15 protein-coding genes are annotated in these 19,100 nt (G+C 62.0%); 10 read left to right on the forward strand and 5 right to left on the reverse strand.

The features are described 5' to 3' along the window. Nucleotides 1–125 precede the first annotated feature (125 nt). Nucleotides 126–1,811 (forward strand): methyl-accepting chemotaxis protein, encoded by a 1,686-nt coding sequence (locus tag DYI22_RS05180; RefSeq protein ID WP_213476979.1) that lies wholly within the window; start codon nucleotides 126–128, stop codon nucleotides 1,809–1,811. Here the strand turns inward: DYI22_RS05180 and DYI22_RS05185 are convergent. Further along, entirely contained in the window at nucleotides 1,801–2,838 is a 1,038-nt protein-coding gene (locus tag DYI22_RS05185; protein ID WP_213476980.1) for a GlxA family transcriptional regulator, read from the reverse strand. The two genes, DYI22_RS05180 and DYI22_RS05185, sit on opposite strands and share 11 nt — an antisense overlap. Before the next feature lie 111 nt (nucleotides 2,839–2,949). Here DYI22_RS05185 and DYI22_RS05190 point away from each other — a divergent pair, with 111 nt between their 5' ends. Further along, entirely contained in the window at nucleotides 2,950–3,852 is a 903-nt protein-coding gene (locus DYI22_RS05190; protein ID WP_213476981.1) for an alpha/beta fold hydrolase, read from the forward strand. A 5-nt stretch (nucleotides 3,853–3,857) separates the two neighbouring features. On the opposite strand, the gene DYI22_RS05195 is transcribed toward DYI22_RS05190, so the two are convergent. Next, nucleotides 3,858–4,670: a hypothetical protein gene (locus DYI22_RS05195; protein ID WP_228300824.1), complete on the reverse strand. Its 813-nt coding sequence runs from the start codon at nucleotides 4,668–4,670 to the stop codon at nucleotides 3,858–3,860. Beyond that, nucleotides 4,667–5,296, reverse strand: coding sequence for a TetR/AcrR family transcriptional regulator (locus DYI22_RS05200; protein ID WP_213476982.1), 630 nt, complete (start codon nucleotides 5,294–5,296; stop codon nucleotides 4,667–4,669). The genes DYI22_RS05195 and DYI22_RS05200 overlap by 4 nt, the downstream gene beginning before the upstream one ends. A gap of 193 nt (nucleotides 5,297–5,489) precedes the next feature. Between DYI22_RS05200 and DYI22_RS05205 the strand changes: the two genes are divergently transcribed. The 5 genes from DYI22_RS05205 to DYI22_RS05225 all read left to right on the forward strand — a co-directional run bounded on the left by DYI22_RS05205 (nucleotide 5,490) and on the right by DYI22_RS05225 (nucleotide 12,439). Next, the gene (locus DYI22_RS05205) at nucleotides 5,490–7,586 is read left to right on the forward strand and encodes a 3-hydroxyacyl-CoA dehydrogenase NAD-binding domain-containing protein (protein WP_213476983.1); all 2,097 of its coding nucleotides are present in this window, start codon (nucleotides 5,490–5,492) and stop codon (nucleotides 7,584–7,586) included. A 73-nt stretch (nucleotides 7,587–7,659) separates the two neighbouring features. Next, nucleotides 7,660–8,841: an acetyl-CoA C-acyltransferase gene (locus DYI22_RS05210; protein ID WP_213476984.1), complete on the forward strand. Its 1,182-nt coding sequence runs from the start codon at nucleotides 7,660–7,662 to the stop codon at nucleotides 8,839–8,841. 434 nt (nucleotides 8,842–9,275) lie between these two features. Beyond that, entirely contained in the window at nucleotides 9,276–10,463 is a 1,188-nt protein-coding gene (locus DYI22_RS05215) for an acyl-CoA dehydrogenase family protein (RefSeq protein ID WP_213476985.1), read from the forward strand. A 35-nt stretch (nucleotides 10,464–10,498) separates the two neighbouring features. Continuing rightward, nucleotides 10,499–11,647: an acyl-CoA dehydrogenase family protein gene (locus DYI22_RS05220; protein ID WP_213476986.1), complete on the forward strand. Its 1,149-nt coding sequence runs from the start codon at nucleotides 10,499–10,501 to the stop codon at nucleotides 11,645–11,647. A 15-nt stretch (nucleotides 11,648–11,662) separates the two neighbouring features. Then, nucleotides 11,663–12,439 (forward strand): SDR family oxidoreductase, encoded by a 777-nt coding sequence (locus DYI22_RS05225; RefSeq protein WP_228300825.1) that lies wholly within the window; start codon nucleotides 11,663–11,665, stop codon nucleotides 12,437–12,439. An 18-nt stretch (nucleotides 12,440–12,457) separates the two neighbouring features. Here DYI22_RS05225 and DYI22_RS05230 read toward each other — a convergent pair whose 3' ends face one another. Together DYI22_RS05230 and DYI22_RS05235 are read right to left on the reverse strand one after the other, a co-directional pair. Continuing rightward, on the reverse strand, nucleotides 12,458–13,423 hold the full coding sequence (locus tag DYI22_RS05230; protein WP_213476987.1) for a threonine ammonia-lyase: 966 nt from the start codon (nucleotides 13,421–13,423) through the stop codon (nucleotides 12,458–12,460). A gap of 54 nt (nucleotides 13,424–13,477) precedes the next feature. Further along, on the reverse strand, nucleotides 13,478–15,055 hold the full coding sequence (locus DYI22_RS05235) for a flavin-containing monooxygenase (protein WP_213476988.1): 1,578 nt from the start codon (nucleotides 15,053–15,055) through the stop codon (nucleotides 13,478–13,480). A 314-nt stretch (nucleotides 15,056–15,369) separates the two neighbouring features. Between DYI22_RS05235 and DYI22_RS05240 the strand changes: the two genes are divergently transcribed. The 3 genes from DYI22_RS05240 to pntB all read left to right on the forward strand — a co-directional run bounded on the left by DYI22_RS05240 (nucleotide 15,370) and on the right by pntB (nucleotide 19,097). Then, nucleotides 15,370–16,002: a TetR family transcriptional regulator gene (locus DYI22_RS05240; protein WP_213476989.1), complete on the forward strand. Its 633-nt coding sequence runs from the start codon at nucleotides 15,370–15,372 to the stop codon at nucleotides 16,000–16,002. Between the two features lie 113 nt (nucleotides 16,003–16,115). Beyond that, complete coding sequence (locus DYI22_RS05245; RefSeq protein ID WP_213476990.1) at nucleotides 16,116–17,693, forward strand: Re/Si-specific NAD(P)(+) transhydrogenase subunit alpha; 1,578 nt, start codon at nucleotides 16,116–16,118, stop codon at nucleotides 17,691–17,693. A gap of 12 nt (nucleotides 17,694–17,705) precedes the next feature. Then, nucleotides 17,706–19,097, forward strand: coding sequence for a Re/Si-specific NAD(P)(+) transhydrogenase subunit beta (gene pntB, locus DYI22_RS05250; protein ID WP_213476991.1), 1,392 nt, complete (start codon nucleotides 17,706–17,708; stop codon nucleotides 19,095–19,097). Nucleotides 19,098–19,100 lie beyond the last annotated feature (3 nt).

Here is a 19,100-nt window from a genome sequence, read left to right on the forward strand (position 1 = left end):
TATGCCGACCGACGCCGCAGCCGGGCCGGACCGCCGGCCATCGGTTACAAATTTCAATCGTTTTACGGTTGTTATGAAGCTAATCTGTTTCGCAAAAATGAACCTAAATTTCGTGGAGTGAAACAATGGGCGCGCTAAACAGGCTCAGAATACGAACCCGCCTGCTGATTGCGACGGTTCTGCCGGTGGTGGCCTCGGCCGCGGTTATCGCCTGGACGACCGCACACCTGATGCAAAGCAATGGTGACAAGGAAGTGGAACGCTTGCGCTCTAACCTGATCGAGTCCCACAAAGAAGGCCTGAAACACATTGTGCAGTCTGCTCGCACGGCCATTGATGAGGCATACTCCGATAACACGATACCCGAGGAGGAAGCCAAGCTGCGGGTACGGGATATCATTCGCTCCATGGGCTTTGGCAGCAACAACTACATTTTCGCCTACACCCACGATTCCTATAACCTGGCGTTCCGACCCAAGCCCTCTGCGGAAGGCTACGTCAAAAACAGTACGCCACAGTCCAAGGCCTTGCTGCGCTCCCTGTTCGACGCCGGCCAGAATGGCGGCGGCTACCATGAATACACCTGGAAAAATCCCGCCACCGGTGAAGTGGAACCCAAGATTTCCTATTCCCTGGCCCTCACCAAGTGGAACTGGGTGATCGGCACCGGAGTGTATGTGACCAATGTAGAGCGTACGGTGGCCGCCGCGCGGGCTGAAATAGCCGCCAACATCACCGCCGCACTGACCTTCATATTTGCCATCGCTGCCGTGGTGGTGGCCGTCGCCATCGCCTTCGGCCTGTTTATTGGACGCACGGTTACCCGTCCGTTGCGCCAAGTGACCGGAACGATGGCCGAAATCGCCAGTGGTGAAGGTGATCTGACCCAGAGATTGCCCGCTCACGGCACCGATGAGCTGGCGGAGCTGGGGCACCAGTTCAATAATTTTGTCTCCCGCATCCAGGGCACCATTCGCGACGTGGGCGACACCACCAACCAGGTGGCCTCCGCCGCCGAAGAGCTGAGCCAGATCGCTCAGGAAACCCGCAACGCGGTGCAGAGGCAAGGTTCAGAGACCGACCAGATCGCTTCGGCCATTACCGAAATGGCCGCCACCATCCAGCAAATATCCAAAAACGCCAACGAAGTGCAGTCTGCCGGCTCGGATGCCGACCGACTCGCCAAAGAAGGCGGTCAGACCATGAGCCTCTCCCAGCAGACCGTCGATGGCCTGTCGACTCACATTCAAGACAGCGCCACCGCGATCAACGCCCTGTCTGAACGCAGTAACGACATCCGCTCCGTACTGGATGTGATTCACGAGGTGACCGATCAGACCAACCTGCTGGCGCTGAACGCTGCCATCGAGGCGGCGCGGGCCGGCGAACATGGCCGCGGCTTTGCGGTGGTTGCGGACGAAGTACGGCAGCTGGCCAAGCGCAGCAGCGAATCTGCCAACCAGATCCGCACCATGATTGACGGTTTCATTGAGGAGTCCGGCAACGCCGTTGAGCGCATGAACAAATCCCGCGACCTGACCGGCGAAACCGTCGAGCGGATTACCCACGCCTCCACTGCGTTGCAGACCATTGAACGGTCGGTGGAACACATTCACGATCAGGTCACCCAGATCGCTACTGGGGCCGAACAGCAGAGTCAGGTAGCCGAGGAAATCAATGCCAACGTGGTACGTATCGTCGATGCCGCGCGGGACAGCAGCGCCGGTGTCGACCAGACCAACGACGCCAGTCAGGAGCTGGCGCGCCTGGGAGAGCATCTGCGGTTGCTGGTGGGTCAGTTCAGGGTGTGAGCTCTAACACCGGAGTCACACTGCGACGTTCCACCGGCGACACATAGCTGAAACGTTTGCGGTACTGTTCCATGGTGCAGCCCACCGTGCGCTTGAACAGCCGCCGGAAGGAGCTGGCGTCCTCATAGCCCACGCTCCAGATTATCCGCGCAGTCTGTTCGCGACTGGATTCCAGCAAGTGTTTGGCCGCTTCGATCCTCAGGTGCTGCAGGTAACCCAGCGGAGTTTCCCCGGTCGCCTCCTTGAAGCGGCGCTTGAAGGTGCGGGGGCCCAGACCCACGGCGGCGGCCACGTCATCAATGGCCAGCGCCTCAGCGTAATGCTGTTCAAGCCAGGCTTGCGCCTTGCGGATCGCCCCGTCCTGGTGGGCCTTGCGACTGTAGAACGCCATGTAGGGGGTCTGCTCCGCGCGGCGACCATCCAGCACCAGCAACTTGCTACACGCCAGGGCGACCGCCGGTGAGGCAAAACGCTCCACCAGATAGATGCACAGGTCCGTAAAAGCAGAGGCTCCGCCGGCGCAAATAATCTGGCCGTTATCCACCACTAACCGGTCTTCCTCAAGGCGCAGGTGCGGATAACGGCTGCGGAACAACGGCGCGGCGCGCCAGTGGGTGGTCGCTATCTGGTCATCCAGCAGCCCCGCCTCCGCCAGCACAAAGCTGCCGGTACAGACACTGGCAATCACCACCCCACGCTCTTGCGCCGCCCGCAGCCAGCCGTGAAGGGCTCTCGACGGCGCCAGCGTGCGCTCAAGACGTTCCGCACCAACGGCGGCTTCCACCGACGACCCGACCACCACCAGATCCGCTTCAAATTCCCCGCGCTTGATGGTGGGCGTAACCAACGCGCCGCTGTATCCATGAACGGGCTGGTCGTCCACCGTGACCACCTGACAGTTGAACAGTGGTTCACTTTGACCTGCGGGACTGCGACCGCAGAAATTGGCCACCGTGAAAAAATCCATCACCCCGTGAACGCCCGAGGCATGGCAGTGGGGCAGAGCAACGATCGCAATATTGAACATGGGGAATGTCCTGTTTCGCACTTTATATGTCAAATATGACACTCCTGCTGGCGCCCCGCAAGTCCTAATCTGAACCTGTCATCCACCAATGCAGGAAGAAGGACTTTCACCATGACCTCACAACTGAACGCGCATTTCGAAAACTTTCCGCCCGCGCCCAGGACTGCCCGCAACGCGGGCCTGGCCGCCACGCGCCTGGCGCTGCAGCTGTACGCCCGGGTGTCACCCGAGAAGGCCGGTCGGCTGGTGCATCACATGGCCCTCAAGCCGTCTCGTCTGCCGATGCCGTCCCGCTACGAGTACCTGCTGGACACCGCTGACAGTCACACCCAGCTTCATCACGGCAGCAATACCCTTCCGGTGTATTCGTGGGGCGAAGGCCCGGTGGTTCTTGGCGTACACGGCTGGGCCGGCGCCGGCATCCAGTACGGCGCCTGGGTAGAGCCGCTGGTGCAGGCCGGCTATCGCGTGGTGCTGTTCGACGCCCCCGCCCACGGGCGCGCACAGGGCGACAGTACCAACCTGTTTGAAATGGCCGAGGTGATTGCAAAAGTCGCCACCAGCGTCGGCCGGGTTCACGGCGTGCTCGCCCACTCCATGGGCTGCCTGGCCGTTGCCAGGGCCATCGCCGATGGCCTGCAGGTCAGCTATCTGGCCATGCTGGCGCCACCGGTCAGCCTTGCCGCAGTGATGGACAACCTGGGCCGGCAGCTGGGATTGACCCCGTCGGTTCTGGCCGTGCACCTGCAGTTGATGGAGGAACGCTTTGGCAAAACCCTGTGGGATCGGCTGGATCTGCAGACCCTGTCGCCGTCGCTGACCCATCGCGGGCTGATCGTGATTGATAACGACGACGGCTCGATCTCGCCGGACGACAGCGAGCGGGTTGCCAACAGCTGGCAACAGGCCGCGGTATTGCGTACCCAGGGTCTGGGACACCACCGCCTGCTGTGGAGCCCGATGGTGATCGAGACGGTGCTGAGGGATCTGGGCCGGCCGGTGCACACTGTCTGACCGTGCTAGCGGCCAGCCTGCACAAACACCCAGTTGGTGCCGACGTTATCGCACACGATGACGTCGGCATTGATGACGGTACACAGCGACACATCCCGGGGCAGCTCATTGTGATAGCGCGCTTTGACCCCGAGGGTTTTCTTGTCCCGTTTCAGCAACGCAAAGGTCTGTTCCATCCGCGCGGCGAAATCGACACCGCTGGCCTCCAGGGTGTGGAAGGCATTATGGAAGGCGGTAAAGCTCTTGGTGTTGGCGCCCAGACCGATATCCAGCATCTTGGGAATATAGCGGTCGTACGCGTCCGAGAGGTAGCGTCGGACCGCTTCCTCGTCGCTGCGGTCACCCTTGAACGGGGCCAGGCCCAGCCGATTGTCCGCAGCCAGCACGCCGTCTGCCAGCTGGCTGTTGGGCTGGTTGCTTGCCAGCTCATACTGTTGCTGGCCGCACACCAGGCGTTCGCCCGCCAGGCGGCAGTCCGCCAGCCGTCCATCGGTGGATGGCACCGCCTGCGCCGGCGCGGGGGGGACCCGTTCCGGGCGCGGGGGTGCCGGCGGCGTTTCCGCGCCAGCGTCGGGCACCTTCAACCCCAGACGTCCCGCCGGGCGGCGCAGCAACAGCCGCTGCACCTGGGGACCATTGCGGCGGAAATCCGTGGCCGAGGGCAGGCCCGCGCCCTGTCCTTCACGAACCACCTGACAGTAGAGTTTTTCGAGATCGGTTTTCGCGCCGTCCATGCAGCCGTCATTGGCGGCGTACGCAGCGCTGCCGCCCAAGGCCCAGGCCAGCAGTGCCATCATCGCCCACCACCGACTCGTCATTCGGCCTGCTCTTCGTCCCGTTGCCCCAGCACTACCCGGGCCATCAGGTCTTCAATACGTCGAATGGTGGCTTCGTCGCCTTTCTTGCCGGTCAGCACCACCTGGGAGCCGATGGTCGCCACATACAGCAAAAGGGAGAGATCTTTCACCCGCTGGGGGTCGCTGCTGAGCCGCTGGAACAGCGTGCAGTTCTGGTTGATGCGGGCACTGTCGACTTCGGTCACCAGATCCGCGGCGTAGTCGTGGCGGCGAGCGTAATCCCGCACCGCCAGCTCCACCTGCAGGCGGCGAATGTTGCGGGAGGCGTCGGTCAGCAGCAGTTCCAGGATCTGCCGCAATTCGGTTTCCACATCACCGCCCTGGGGCTTCCAGTACTGCAGTTCGTGCAGCCGCCGGTCGCGCCAGCGGTTGAGAAAGCTGACCACCAGATCTTCGTGGTCACGGAAGTGCCAGTAGAAACTGCCGCGGGTCACGCCGAGTTTTTTCGACAGGGTCAGCACCCGCAACTGGCCGAAACCGCCGGCGGCCACTTCACCGGCGGCGGCGTCGAGCCAGTCGTCGCGGGTCAGTTGCGCTTTTTCCGGCGACTTGCGGCGGGGGCGGTGCGGCGGTTTGGCGTCCGTCATATTGACTATAGGGTCCTGCTACTGGCGGTTTGTTCCGAATTCTACATCAACGGCGATCACAAGTTTGAAACCGTTGACCGTGACTTGAACATACATTAGTGTATGGACAAACAATACACCAGTGTATGGATATTGCAATGCAGGGTCCGTATACCCTCGATCTCAACCGATGCCAGTAACAGGGAGCTGCCACATGAGTACTGCCCATTACGACGTGAACGGCAATATTGCCGTCATCCGACTCGACAACCCGCCGGTCAATGGCCTTGGCCTGGCCCTGCGCCAGGGAATTGTGAATGGCATTCGCCAGGCGGAATCCGATGACGCGGTGAAGGCCGTAGTACTGGTCGGCTCCGACCGCGCTTTCTCCGGCGGCGCCGACATCAGCGAGTTCGGCTCTCCCAAAGCGTTTGCCGAGCCCAACCTGAACACCGTGATCAACTTCGTGGAAAGCAGCCGCAAACCGGTCATCGCCGCCATCAGCGGTGCCTGCATGGGCGGTGGTCTGGAACTGGCGCTTGGCTGCCACTATCGCATCGCCAAGCCGGATGCCCAGATCGCCCTGCCGGAAGTCAAACTGGGCCTGCTGCCCGGTGCCGGCGGTACCCAGCGTTTGCCACGGGTAATCGGTGCCGAACACGCGGTGAACATGATCGTCTCCGGCAGCGTAGTCCCGGCCAAGCAGTTCAAGGGCAGCGCCCTGTTTGACGAGATCGTGGATGGCGAACTGCTGGACGCCGCCATTGCCTACGCCACCAAGGTGGTCAGCGAAAACCTGCCGCTGAAGAAAGTACGCGACCTGAAAGCAAAGCATCCAAATCCGGAAGGCTTCTTCATGTTCACCCGCAACACCGTGGGAGCCATGACCAAGAACTACCCGGCGCCGCTGAAATGCGTCGATGCCGTGCACGCGGCCGTGACCAAGCCCTTCGACAAGGGCATGGAAGTGGAGCGCGAGGCGTTCGTGACCCTGATGCAGACCCCGGAATCCCGCGCGCTGCGTCACGCGTTCTTTTCCGAGCGTCTGACCAGCAAGATTGCGGACGTGCCTTCTGACACCCCGGTCCGCGACATCCAGTCCGTGGGTGTGATCGGCGGTGGCACCATGGGCACCGGCATCAGCATCAACTTCCTCAACGCCGGTATCCCGGTCACCCTGGTGGAAATGAAGCAGGAAGGTCTGGACCGTGGCGTGGCAGCCATCCAGAAGGTCTACGAAGGCCGCGTGAAAAAAGGCCGCATGAGCGAAGACGACGCCAAGGCCAAGATGGAACTGCTGACGCCGTCGCTCACCTACGACGACCTGAGCAACGTCGATCTGGTGATCGAAGCGGTGTTCGAGGAAATGGGCGTGAAGCAGTCCGTGTTCGAGAAGCTGGACGAGGTGTGCAAGCCCGGCGCGATTCTGGCCTCCAACACGTCCACCCTGGATCTGAACAAGATCGCCAGCTTCACCAAACGCCCGGAAGACGTCATCGGCCTGCACTTCTTCAGCCCCGCCAACATCATGAAACTGCTGGAAGTGGTACGCGGTGACAAGACCGCCAAGGACGTACTGGCCACCGCCATGAAACTGGCCAAGGCGATCAAGAAGACCGCCGTGGTCTCCGGCGTCTGCGACGGCTTTATCGGCAACCGCATGATCAACCAGTACCAGCGCGAAGCCCTGCTGATGCTGGAAGAAGGCGCCAGCGTGCAGCAGATCGACAAGGCCATCGAGAAGTTCGGCTTTGCCATGGGCCCGCTGCGCATGGCCGACCTGGCCGGCGGCGACATCGGCTGGGCCATCCGCAAGCGACAATACGAAGAAAACCCGGACATGGTGAAAATGGTTGTGGCCGATCGCCTGTGCGAAATGGGCCGCTACGGCCAGAAGACCGGCGCCGGGTTCTACCGCTACGAGCCGGGCAACCGCAACGCCCTGCACGATCCGGAAGTGGACAAGGTGGTGGACGAAGTCCGCGCCGAGCTGGGCATTACCCCGCGCAAGATCAGCAACCAGGAAATCGTCGAGCGCTGCGTCTATGCCCTGGTGAACGAAGGCGCCCAGATCCTGGACGAAGGCATCGCCCAGCGCGCCTCCGACATCGACATGGTCTACCTGACCGGTTACGGCTTCCCGGTATTCCGCGGCGGCCCCATGCATTACGCCGAGGAAGTGGGACTGCCGAACGTGGTTCGCGCCATGCAGGCCTTCACCGAAGACCGTCACACCCAGCCTGGTTTCTGGGAGCCGGCGGCCTTGCTGGCCAAGCGCGCCGAAGAAGGCAAGGGTTTTGACGCCAAGTAACCGGTCCACGAATTGATCCGGGGCGGCGCATCCCTTATCGAAAGGCCGCCGCTCCGAACTGAGGAGAATTGTTATGTCCAATGATGTTGTCATCGTATCCACCGCCCGTACGCCCCTGGCCAAATCCTGGCGCGGCGGCCTGAACATGACCCACGGCGCCACCCTGGCCGGTCACGCCATCCAGCACGCGGTCGAGCGCTCCAAGGTCGACCCTAACGAAATCGAAGACGTGCTGATGGGCTGCGCCCTGCCGGAAGGCTCCACCGGCAACGACGTCGCGCGCATGGGCGCCATCCGCGCCGGCCTGCCAGTGACCGTTGGCGGTGCCACCATCAACCGCTTCTGCTCGTCCGGCCTGCAGGCCATCGCCATGGCAGCCCATCACATTGTCGTGGACCGGGTGCCGGTCATGGTTGCCGGCGGTGTTGAATCCATCTCCACGGTTCAGGCCAACGTGAACCAGAACTACTTCATGGAACCCTGGCTGGCGAAGAACAAGCCGGAACTCTACTGGTCCATGCTGGACACCGCTGAGACAGTCGCCAAGCGCTACGGCATCAAGAAAGAAGACATGGACGAATACGGCGTTCGCAGCCAGAACCTGGCTGATCAGGCGCGTCAGGACGGCAAGTTCGACGACGAGATCGTGCCCATCACCACCACCAGGGGCGTCGCCGACAAGGCCACCGGTCAGCTCAGCAGCCAGGAAGTGACCGTCAGCCAGGACGAAGGCATCCGCCCGGGCACCAACCTGGAAGGCGTCAGCAAGATTCGCTCCGCGATGGAAGGCGGCGTGGTCACCGCCGGCAACGCCAGCCAGTTCTCCGACGGCGCCTCCGCCTGCGTACTGATGGACAGCAAAGTCGCCGAACAGCGTGGTGCCACGCCACTGGGCATCTTCCGTGGCTTTGCCGTCGCCGGTTGCGAGCCCGACGAAATGGGCATCGGCCCGGTATTCGCGGTTCCCAAACTGCTCAAGCGCGCCGGCCTGTCGGTCGACGACATCGGCCTGTGGGAACTCAACGAAGCCTTCGCCGTTCAGGTCCTCTACTGCCAGCGCAAACTGGGCATTCCGATGGACCGCCTGAACGTCAACGGCGGCGCCATCGCGGTCGGTCACCCCTACGGCACCACCGGTTCCCGCCTGGTCGGCCACGCGCTGATCGAAGGCAAGCGCCGTGGCGTCAAATACGTCGTCGTTACCATGTGCGTTGGTACTGGTATGGGTGCCGCTGGCCTGTTTGAGGTTGCCTAAGACTCTGATTGCCTGAGGCTTTGGGGGGTAGCGCCTGTTGGGTGGGGTGTTCCGAAACACGCTGTAAACACGTCCGTGTGCGCTTGGGCTCCGCCATCCCTGGCTCCGCACAGTTTCGGAACACCCCACCCAACAGGCGCCCGTAGCTTCGTGCAATGGCCAACAGCTGCAGCGCTAGAACGGCTGGGCCGAGCCCAAAAAAACTCAACTTCCCAGAGCAGGCGCGCACAGGCTCGAAGCGCCGGGCGGGTAGCCCCTTTCAAAACTGTGCGGAGCCATGGATGGCGGAGCCCAAGCGCCCCAGGGATGGGCCGAAGGAGCGTGTTTTGAAAGGGGATGCCCGCCCGGTGCAACCACCCGAGCCAGAAGGCCCGGCACTACAAACTCGCAGGCTACTCACAAGTTAACCTCAGCCACCAGACAAGAGGTGCTCCATGGACCTGAACTACACCCCCGAACAAGAGGCGTTCCGCGCTGAAGTTCGCCAGTTTCTTGAAGACAACCTGCCGGACGACATCCGCGAACGGGTGCAGAAACGCCTGCGCCCGGACAAGGCGATGACCGAACGCTGGCAGAAGATTCTGTTTGATCAGGGCTGGGGTGCTTCCACCTGGCCGGAAGAGTTTGGTGGGACCGGATGGGATCCGATTCAGCAGATTATCTTTGAGGAAGAGTGTGCCCTCGCCGGCGCGCCGCGCCAGCTCGACTTCGGGCTGCGCATGGTCGCACCGGTGATCATGACCTTTGGCAACGACGCTCAGAAACAGCGCTTCCTGCCGGGCATTCTCAGCGGTGAAGACTGGTGGTGCCAGGGCTATTCCGAGCCCGGCGCCGGGTCCGACCTGGCGTCGCTGCGCACCAGTGCCAAACGCGAAGGTGACCATTACATCGTCAACGGCCAGAAAACCTGGACCACCCTGGGCCAGCATGCCGACTGGATTTTCTGTCTCGTGCGCACCAGCACCGAGGGCAAACCGCAGCAGGGCATTTCCTTCCTGCTGATCGACATGAACACCCCGGGCATCGAGGTTCGGCCCATCATCATGCTGGACGGTGAGCATGAGATTAACGAGGTCTACTTCGATAACGTCAAAGTGCCTGCCGAGAACCTGATTGGTGAGGAAAACCAGGGCTGGACCTACGCCAAGTTCCTGCTGGGCCATGAGCGCACCGGCCTGGCTAACGTGGGGCAGTGGAAGGCGTTGATGAAGCGGCTCAAGGCCGTGGCGCGGGAAGAGCAGGATGGTCAACGGCCGTTGATCGAGAATACCCGCTTCCGCGACCGGCTGGCGCAGCTGGATATGGAACTGCGGGCGCTGGAGCTGACCGTGTTGCGGGTGCTGACCGACAAGCGTGGTCCCGGGCCGCAGGCGTCGATCCTGAAGATTCGCGGTACCGAGATCGGCCAGCAACTGTTCGAAATGCTGATGGAAGCCACCGGTCAGGATGCCATCGCCCATATTCCGGACGCACTGGAGCTGGACTACACCGGCCCGCGCCCCGGCTCGGTCGATGCCACACCCGCCGCCGGCGATTACTTCAACATGCGCAAGCTGTCGATCTTTGGCGGGTCCAACGAAATCCAGCGCAATATCATCGCGCAACTCGTGCTTGGTCTGTAAAGAGCCCTCAGCTTCCAAAGTTTGGAGAGACGTTTATGAATTTTGATCTGACCGAAGAACAGCAAATGCTGAGCGATTCTCTGCGCCGCTTCGTGACCAACGAATACAGTTTTGAAAAGCGCGCAGACATCATCAAATCCGGACGCGGCACCGACAGCGCCACCTGGTCCGCGCTGGCGGGGATGGGCCTGCTCGGGTTCACCTTTCCGGAAGACTACGACGGGCTGGGCGGCAACGCCATCGACACCCTGGTGGTGATGGAAAACCTCGGCCGCGGCCTGGTGGTGGAGCCCTACCTGGCCACCGTGGTGCTGGCCGGTGGGCTGATCCGGGATGCCGGAAGCGAGGCCCAGAAAGCCGATATCCTGCCGGGCATCGCCAGCGGTGAACGGCTGCTGGCCCTGGCCCACAGTGAGCCTGGGGCACGCTACAACCTCAGCCATGTACAGACCACCGCCCGCAAGGACGGCGACCAGTTCCTGCTCAGCGGCCAGAAGACCGCCGTGCTCCATGGTGGGCAGGCGAACCAGTTGATCGTCTCCGCGCGCACCAGTGGCGAGGTGAACGACGAATCCGGGCTGTCGCTGTTCCTGGTGGATCGCCATGCCCAAGGCGTCACCGTGGACGACTTCGCCACCCACGATGGCCACCGCACCGCCGAGATCAGCTTCAGCAACGTGACGGTCAGCGCCGACAACCTGATCGGCACGGTGGATGAGGCCTTTCCGGTCATCGAGAAAGCGGTGGATCTCGGTATTGCCGCACTGTGTGCCGAGGCGGTTGGCGCCATGGAAGCCATGAACGCCGCGACCCTGGAGTACATCAAGACCCGCAAGCAGTTCGGGATGCCCATCGGCAAGTTCCAGGCGCTGCAGCACCGCATGGCGGACATGTTCATCCACACCGAACAGGCCAAAACCATGGCCATTCTGGCCGCCAGCGAAGCGGACTCCGATGACCGCGCCCGCCGCCGCGAAGCAATCTCCATGGCCAAGACCCTCGTCGGCCAGGCCGCAAGGTTTGTCGGGCAGGAAGGGGTACAATTGCACGGTGGCATGGGCGTGACCGACGAGATGTTCGCCGCCCACCTGTTCAAGCGCCTGACCCTGATCAACCTGCTGTTCGGCGATGCCGATCATCACCTGGCCCAGGTCAGTGACGGCCTGCTGGCGAAGACCGCCTGAACCCTCAAGGAGAGCATGATGAGTGTAAAACAGTTACTGGACCTGACCGGCAAGGTCGCCTTCATCACCGGCGGCTCCCGCGGCCTGGGCCTGCAGATGGCCGAAGCCCTGGGTGAACTGGGGGCAAAGATCGCCATCAGCGCCCGCAAGCAGCACGAGCTGGACGAAGCCAAGGCGCACCTGGAAAGCCAAGGCGTGGAAGTGGTGACCATCGCCGCTGATCTGTCCGACCTGCAGGGCATCCCGGCGGTGGTGGATCAGGTGGTCAGCCAGCTCGGCGACATCGACATCCTCATCAACAACGCCGGCGCCACCTGGGGCGCGCCGGCCGAGGACTACCCGGCGGAAGGCTGGATGAAGGTGATGAACCTGAACGTCAACGCCAGCTTCTTTCTCACCCAGACCGTGGGCAAGCGTTGCATGATCCCCCGCAACACCGGCAAGGTGATCAACATCGCCTCCATCGCCGGCCTGTCCGGCAACCCGGAAGGTATGAAGACCATCGCCTACAACACCAGCAAGGGCGCCATGGTGAATTTCACCCGCGCGCTGGCGTCCGAGTGGGGGCATTACAACATCAACGTGAACGCCCTCTGCCCGGGCTTCTTCCCGTCGAAGATGTCCCAGGGCCTGCTGGATGCCCAGGGTGAGACCATGCTGGAGCGCATTCCGTTGAAGCGTTTCGGTGGCGAGGAAGACCTGAAAGGTGCGGCGGTGCTGCTGGCCTCCGAGGCCGGGCGGCATATCACCGGGCAGTGCCTGGCGGTGGATGGCGGTACGCTGGTCAGTTAAACGGGCGCGGCCGGCCAGTTACAGGCAGTGACTGACCTGTTCCAGGTCCAGGTTGCCGCCGGTAATGATCAGAACCGTGTTTTTCTCTGGCTCAGGCGGAACCTGGTTTTCCAGTAACGCTGCCAGGCCAACGCTGGCGCCGGGTTCCACGTAGAGCCGGGCTTCGGTCAGCAGGCGCCGGGTCGCCTCCCGGATGCCTGCCTCGGTCACCGTCACAATACGGTCCACCACCTGGCGGGAGGCGGCGTAGGTACAGTCACCCACTACCGCCGGTGCCAGGCTGGCGGCCCAGGTATTCACCGAATCGAGGCTGGCACTGGCATCCTGCTTTTGCCAGGCATTGAACATGGTGGCCGCCCCTTCCGGCTCCACGCCGATCAGCTCCACCTCCGGCCGCTGCGCCTTGATGGCCAGCCCCAGCCCGGAAATCAGCCCGCCGCCGCCAATGGGACACAACACCCAATCCACATCCGGTCTCTGGCGCAGCACTTCCAGACCAACGGTGCCCTGCCCGGCCATGATGCGGACATCGTTATAGGGATGGACCAGGGTCAACCCCTTCTGATCCCGCAGTTCGTGGCACTGGGCCACCGCCTGCTGAATAGTGCCCTGGACAATCACCTCGGCACCCAGCGCCCGGGTGCGACGAATCTTCAGCGGGCTGGAACCCTCCGGCATGACCACCGTGAGCGGCACGTCCTGCATGGCCGCCGCCCAGGCGAGGCCAACGGCGTGGTTGCCCGCAGAGACCGTCACCAGGCCAGCCTTGAGTTCGTCAGCACTGGCGGTCAGCAGCCAGTTCAGCGCACCGCGGACCTTGAAACTGCCGGTGCGCTGCAGGCTCTCGCATTTCAGCCAGAGCGGCTGGCCCAGGGCAGCGTTAAGATCCGGCACCTGCAACAGTGGCGTTTCACCCAGGTGGGGCCGAATGCGCTTTTCAGCGTCCCGGATATGAGCGAGGTCGGGCAGGTCTGGTCGGGTCATGGCGCAGTCTCCGGTTGCTCCATAACCCAACCATGGTCCCATCCGGCCTGAGGATCAAGTCGCCGCCGCGGTCTCCCCCACATCAACCGCTTCCGGTTCACACACATACTGCGCCGCATCAAACCGCTTGGTCTGCTGGCGGAACTGCCAGGTGAAGCCCGGCCACAGGGTGGTGTTCTTGCCGTTCTCGTTCACATACCAGCTCTTGCACCCGGTCTGCCACACCGACTCGCCCAGCTTGGCGTGAATCGAGGCGTTGTACTGGCTGAGCGCGTCTTCCTTCACTTCCACGCTCTTCCAGCCGTGCTTGTCCATCTTCTTCAGGGCATCCAGCACGTACTGGATCTGGCTTTCGATCATGTACACCATGGAGCTGTGACCGAGGCCAGTGTTCGGGCCCATCAGCATGAAGAAGTTGGGGAAACCGGCAATGGCGCTGCCCTTGTAGGCCTCGGCGCCGTCTTTCCAGGCATCCAGCAGATCCTGACCATTGCGACCGTAAACCATGCCGGCGGGAACCGGGTCCTGGGCCTTGAAGCCGGTGCCGTAGATGATGCAGTCCACTTCCCGCTCGTCGCCGTTGTTGTCGACAATCACGTTGCCGCGCACTTCGCGGATGCCGTCGGTAAGCACATCCACGTTGTCCTGAGCCAGCGCCGGGTAGTAGTTGTTGGAGATCAGCACCCGCTTGCAGCCGAAGTGGAAATCCGGGGTCACTTTCTTGCGCAGTTCCTTGTCCTTGATCTGGTTGCGGATGTGGCGACGGGCCTGCAACTCGCCGATCTTGAGGATGCGGGGGTTACCGACAAAACCCAGCACCCGCGCTTCCAGCATCCAGTAGATACTCTGGCGGAAGGCGTTGAGGGTCTGCGGGAACTTGCGGAACATCAGCTTTTCCAGCGGACGGATCTCGCGGTCCGGCTTGGGCACAATCCACGGCGGCGTGCGCTGGTACAGATCCAGATGGCCAGCCTCTTTGGCCACTTCCGGCACGAACTGAATGGCCGAGGCGCCGGTGCCGATCACCGCCACCCGTTTGCCTTTGAAGTCGTAGCTGTGGTCCCAGTCCTGGGAGTGGAAACTGGTGCCGGTGAAGGTTTCGATGCCTTTGACGTTCGGGTACGCGGGGGTGCTGAGGCCACCCATGCCGGACACCACGATGTCAGCCTTGAACGAGCTGAATTTCGGCAGCTCCTTATCCTTGCGATCCAGCTTGTCGCCGGGGTTCAGGCCCTTGTTCTGCATGTAGGACCAGAGCTTCGGGCTGTCGCAGGTTTCCACCGTCCAGCTCTGGGTTTTCTCGTCAAAGCGGGCGCCGGCGACGTGGGTGTTCAGTTTGATGTGTTCAGTCAGCCCGTACTTTTCGGCACAGCGCTTGAGATAGGCTTTAATTTCTTTCTGCTGAGCGTACATGCGGCTCCAGTCTGGGTTCTGTTCGAAGGAGAAAGAGTACAGAGCGGATTGCACGTCACAGGCACAACCCGGGTAATGATTTTCGTGCCAGGTACCGCCAATATCATCACTCTGCTCAAGAATAACAAAGTTGTCGTAGCCTGCTTCCTTCAACTTGATGCCCATCCCCAGCCCGGAAAAACCGGTACCAATAATGGCGATCTTTGCTGTTTGACCCATCTTTCCACCTCGTTGTTCGACGGCCATTCGGCCTTGCCTGTTGTTGTCTGTTTCGCCATGATGCTTGACGGTATACACATGTATACACAACGAAGTAGACAGCTGTATACTTTTTGAATTCAGAAGAGCATCGTTTGGCCCAAGGAGACAACGGTTTGTCCTGACTCCCCGGACCAAGTTTGCAGGGCCTGGGTGGGCAGGGCTTCCGAAAATGCTTGGAGCCATGGATGGCGGAAAGCAAGCGTACATGGACGTACTCGCAGCGGTTTTCGGAAGCCCTGCCCACCCAGGCCCACCACCAAGAGTTGGATTTCATGAATGTTTTAACCGGCGGAAAGCTGAAACTCGTGCAGGCGGCACTGCGACTGATAACAGAGAGTCGAAGTCTTACCTCTCTGGGACTTCGGGAGCTAGCCCGTGAAGCCGGGTTGAATCCGAATACCTTTTATCGCCATTTCAAGAATCTTGACGAGTTCGGGCTGCAGGTTCTGGGATACATCGCCGAGGACATGAAGTCCGGGGTGCGGGAATTACGCCGTATGGCGGAGAGTTCGGAGCAGGCCTCCCATGACACCGTGACCTTTGTGTACCACTATTTCCTGTCCAATCCGGCCGCCACCACCGTTGCCGTCCGGGAACTCCATGGCCCCTCACCGTTACTGCGTCGCGCACTGGAAACCCAGCTCAACGCCAGCGCCCGTGAAATGGCCGAAGACATCATCGACCGTCGGCTGGTCAGTGCCGTACCGCCGGAGACCGTCCACGAAATTTCCGGCATGACCATCCGCTACATTCTGTTCCGCGCCATGGATTACATCGAGAAGCCGGAGCAGCGGGAGGCGATCCAGCGGGAAACCGAGCGCTTCATCAATCGCCAGTTCCGCGGCGCCATGCTGGATCACCTGTCCCAGACCGAGGTGGAAACACTCACTTCAAGACTGGCCTGAACAGCGGTCCGTTTCTTCTTCGCGCCGACCCACCGGGCAGATTTTGCAGCTTGAACTAGTATTGGGGTATCTAACCATCTGGTTCATCGGGCAATCCGGAGGTCGCAGCCACCATGATAATCGGTATCCCCAGGGAAATTTTCACGGATGAACGACGGGTCGCGGCCACGCCGCCGTCGGTTCACAAGCTGATTGGCCTTGGCTATCAGGTGGTCGTGGAAGCGGGCGCCGGCGAGGCGGCGCACTATTCCGACGAAGCCTACGAGAAAGTGGAGGCGGCAATTGCCACCGACACCGCCTCCCTGTGGCAGGAGGCGGACATCATCCTCAAGGTTCGCGCGCCCATGGAGAACCCGGCTCTGGGCAAGCACGAAGTGGATTTGATGAAGGAGGGCGCGTTCCTGGTCAGTTATCTCTGGCCGGCGCAGAATCCGGAGCTGCTGGAGAAACTGGCGGCCAGGAAGGTCACGTCCTTCGCCATCGACAGCCTGCCCCGCATCAGCCGCGCCCAGAAGATGGATGCCCTCAGCGCCATGGCCAACATTGCGGGCTACCGGGCGGTGATCGAGGCGGCCAATCATTTCGGCCGCTTCTTTACCGGACAGGTGACCGCCGCGGGCAAGGTACCGCCCGCCAAGATCATGGTGATCGGCGCCGGGGTGGCGGGGCTTGCCGCCATTGGCGCGGCCAACAGCATGGGGGCCGTTGTGCGGGCCTTCGATACCCGGTTGGAGGTGAAGGAACAGGTCGAGAGCATGGGCGCCGAGTTTCTGGTGCTGGATTTCGACAGCGAAGACGGTAGCGGCTCCGGCGGCTACGCCAAGCAGATGAGCGACGAGTTCATCAAGGCGGAAATGGCGCTGTTCGCGGAACAGGCCAAGGAAGTGGATATCATCATCACCACCGCGCTGATTCCCGGCAAGCCGGCGCCCAAGCTGATCACCGCCGACATGGTGAAGTCCATGAAGCCGGGCAGCGTGATTGTCGATCTGGCCTCCGAGCGCGGCGGCAACTGCGAGCTGACCGAGCCCGGTAAGGTGGCTCACCATCACGAGGTCACGCTTATCGGCTACACCGATCTGCCCAGTCGCATGGCCAAGGTGGCCAGTGACCTGTACGCCACCAACCTGGTGCACCTGCTCACCGAACTGACGCCGGAAAAGGACGGCCAGCCTGTGGTCAACATGGACGACGATGTCATCCGTGGCCTGACGGTGGTCCGTGAGCACGACATTACCTGGCCACCACCTCAGCCGGAGGCGCCGGTCAGCCCGGCGCCGCCCCCCGGCACCGAGGAGCCGTCGGCCGCCGACAAGGCAGCGGCCAAGAAGGACGCCGACCGCCGCAGCCTGATTGGCAAAGGCGTTTTGCTGGTGGTGACGGCGCTGGCGCTCTACGGCGTCGGTGCCCACGCGCCGGAGAGTTTCCTGCAGCACTTTACCGTGTTCGTGCTGGCCTGTTTCATTGGCTGGCAGGTGATCTGGAATGTAACGCCGTCGCTGCATACCCCGCTGATGAGTGTCACCAACGCCATCAGCGGCATCATTGTGATCGGCGCCATCCTGCACCTGGCCCAGGCGGAAAACATCGCCGTGGGCATCATGGCCTTTGTCGCGGTGCTGATCGCCAGCATCAACGTGGGGGGAGGCTTCCGGGTCACCCATCGCATGCTTAAAATGTTCCGCAAGTAGGAGACGCCCGAGATGAGTACAGGACTGGTGAGCGTGGCCTACGTGGTCGCAAGTATCTGCTTCATTCTCAGCCTGGGCGGCCTCAGCCACCAGGAATCCGCGCGGCGGGGCAACCTGTACGGCGTGGCCGGCATTATCATCGCGGTGGGGGCGACCCTCGCCAGCGTTGACGGGGGCGTGATTGCCATTGTGATCGCGGTGCTGCTGGGGGCCGGCATCGGCATTCCCATCGCCAACAAGGTGGAAATGACCCAGATGCCGCAACTGGTCGCCCTGTTGCACAGTTTTGTGGGGCTGGCCGCGGTGCTGGTGGGTTTCTCCGGCTACATCGAACCGCTGATCGCCACTGCCGGGGCGGAACACACCATCAAGCTGGTGGAGGTGTTTGTCGGCATCTTTATCGGTGCGGTGACCTTCACCGGGTCGCTGGTGGCCTGCGGCAAGCTGGATGGCCGCATCGACAGCAAGGCCCTGACCCTGCCCGGCCGCCACCTGATGAATCTGGTGGCGATCATCGTCTGCGTGTTGCTGGGCGCCTGGTTCCTGGCCACCGACAGCGTGGCGCTGGGCATCATCGCCCTGGTGCTGATGACCGTGATCGCCTCTGTGCTGGGTATCCACCTGATCATGGCCATCGGCGGCGCCGACATGCCGGTGGTGGTGTCCATGCTCAACAGCTATTCCGGATGGGCCGCGGCGTCCATCGGCTTCATGCTGGGCAACGACCTGCTGATCGTGGTGGGTGCCCTGGTCGGCAGCAGCGGTGCCATTCTCAGCTACATCATGTGCAAGGCGATGAACCGCTCATTCATCAGCGTGATTCTCGGCGGTTTCGGCCAGACTAGCAGCAGCTCGGCCGCCGCGGATTCCGACCAGACGGTTCACGAATCCAGTGTCGATGATGTCTGCGAGGAACTTCGCAATGCCGATTCGGTGATCATCGTGCCCGGCTACGGTATGGCCGTGGCCCAGGCCCAGAACGGGGTCAGCGATATGACCAAACTACTGCGGGAACGGGGTGTGACCGTGCGTTTCGGCATCCATCCGGTGGCCGGCCGGTTGCCGGGACACATGAACGTGTTACTGGCGGAAGCCCACGTGCCTTATGACATTGTGCTGGAAATGGACGAGATCAACGACGACTTTCCAAGCACCGACGTGGTACTGGTGATCGGTGCCAACGACACCGTGAACCCGGCCGCCGCGGAAGATCCCGGCAGCCCGATTGCAGGCATGCCGGTGCTGGAAGTATGGAAAGCCCGGCAGGTGGTTGTCCTCAAGCGGGGCATGGCCACCGGTTATTCCGGTGTCGAGAACCCGCTGTTCTTCAAGGACAACACCCGCATGCTGTTTGGCGATGCCAAGGACAGCATCGACAAACTGGTCAGTGGGCTGAGGGGCTGACGC

It is taken from the genome of Marinobacter lipolyticus (assembly GCF_018424605.1).
Lineage (GTDB): Bacteria > Pseudomonadota > Gammaproteobacteria > Pseudomonadales > Oleiphilaceae > Marinobacter > Marinobacter lipolyticus_B.

What these genes read in the sequence shown, in the direction of transcription:
- DYI22_RS05180 (WP_213476979.1), top strand. Translation starts at nt 126, where the DNA reads ATGGGCGCGCTAAACAGGCTCAGAATACGAACCCGCCTGCTGATTGCG.
- DYI22_RS05185 (WP_213476980.1), bottom strand. Translation starts at nt 2,838, where the DNA reads ATGTTCAATATTGCGATCGTTGCTCTGCCCCACTGCCATGCCTCGGGC.
- DYI22_RS05190 (WP_213476981.1), top strand. Translation starts at nt 2,950, where the DNA reads ATGACCTCACAACTGAACGCGCATTTCGAAAACTTTCCGCCCGCGCCC.
- DYI22_RS05195 (WP_228300824.1), bottom strand. Translation starts at nt 4,670, where the DNA reads ATGACGAGTCGGTGGTGGGCGATGATGGCACTGCTGGCCTGGGCCTTG.
- DYI22_RS05200 (WP_213476982.1), bottom strand. Translation starts at nt 5,296, where the DNA reads ATGACGGACGCCAAACCGCCGCACCGCCCCCGCCGCAAGTCGCCGGAA.
- DYI22_RS05205 (WP_213476983.1), top strand. Translation starts at nt 5,490, where the DNA reads ATGAGTACTGCCCATTACGACGTGAACGGCAATATTGCCGTCATCCGA.
- DYI22_RS05210 (WP_213476984.1), top strand. Translation starts at nt 7,660, where the DNA reads ATGTCCAATGATGTTGTCATCGTATCCACCGCCCGTACGCCCCTGGCC.
- DYI22_RS05215 (WP_213476985.1), top strand. Translation starts at nt 9,276, where the DNA reads ATGGACCTGAACTACACCCCCGAACAAGAGGCGTTCCGCGCTGAAGTT.
- DYI22_RS05220 (WP_213476986.1), top strand. Translation starts at nt 10,499, where the DNA reads ATGAATTTTGATCTGACCGAAGAACAGCAAATGCTGAGCGATTCTCTG.
- DYI22_RS05225 (WP_228300825.1), top strand. Translation starts at nt 11,663, where the DNA reads ATGATGAGTGTAAAACAGTTACTGGACCTGACCGGCAAGGTCGCCTTC.
- DYI22_RS05230 (WP_213476987.1), bottom strand. Translation starts at nt 13,423, where the DNA reads ATGACCCGACCAGACCTGCCCGACCTCGCTCATATCCGGGACGCTGAA.
- DYI22_RS05235 (WP_213476988.1), bottom strand. Translation starts at nt 15,055, where the DNA reads ATGGGTCAAACAGCAAAGATCGCCATTATTGGTACCGGTTTTTCCGGG.
- DYI22_RS05240 (WP_213476989.1), top strand. Translation starts at nt 15,370, where the DNA reads ATGAATGTTTTAACCGGCGGAAAGCTGAAACTCGTGCAGGCGGCACTG.
- DYI22_RS05245 (WP_213476990.1), top strand. Translation starts at nt 16,116, where the DNA reads ATGATAATCGGTATCCCCAGGGAAATTTTCACGGATGAACGACGGGTC.
- pntB (WP_213476991.1), top strand. Translation starts at nt 17,706, where the DNA reads ATGAGTACAGGACTGGTGAGCGTGGCCTACGTGGTCGCAAGTATCTGC.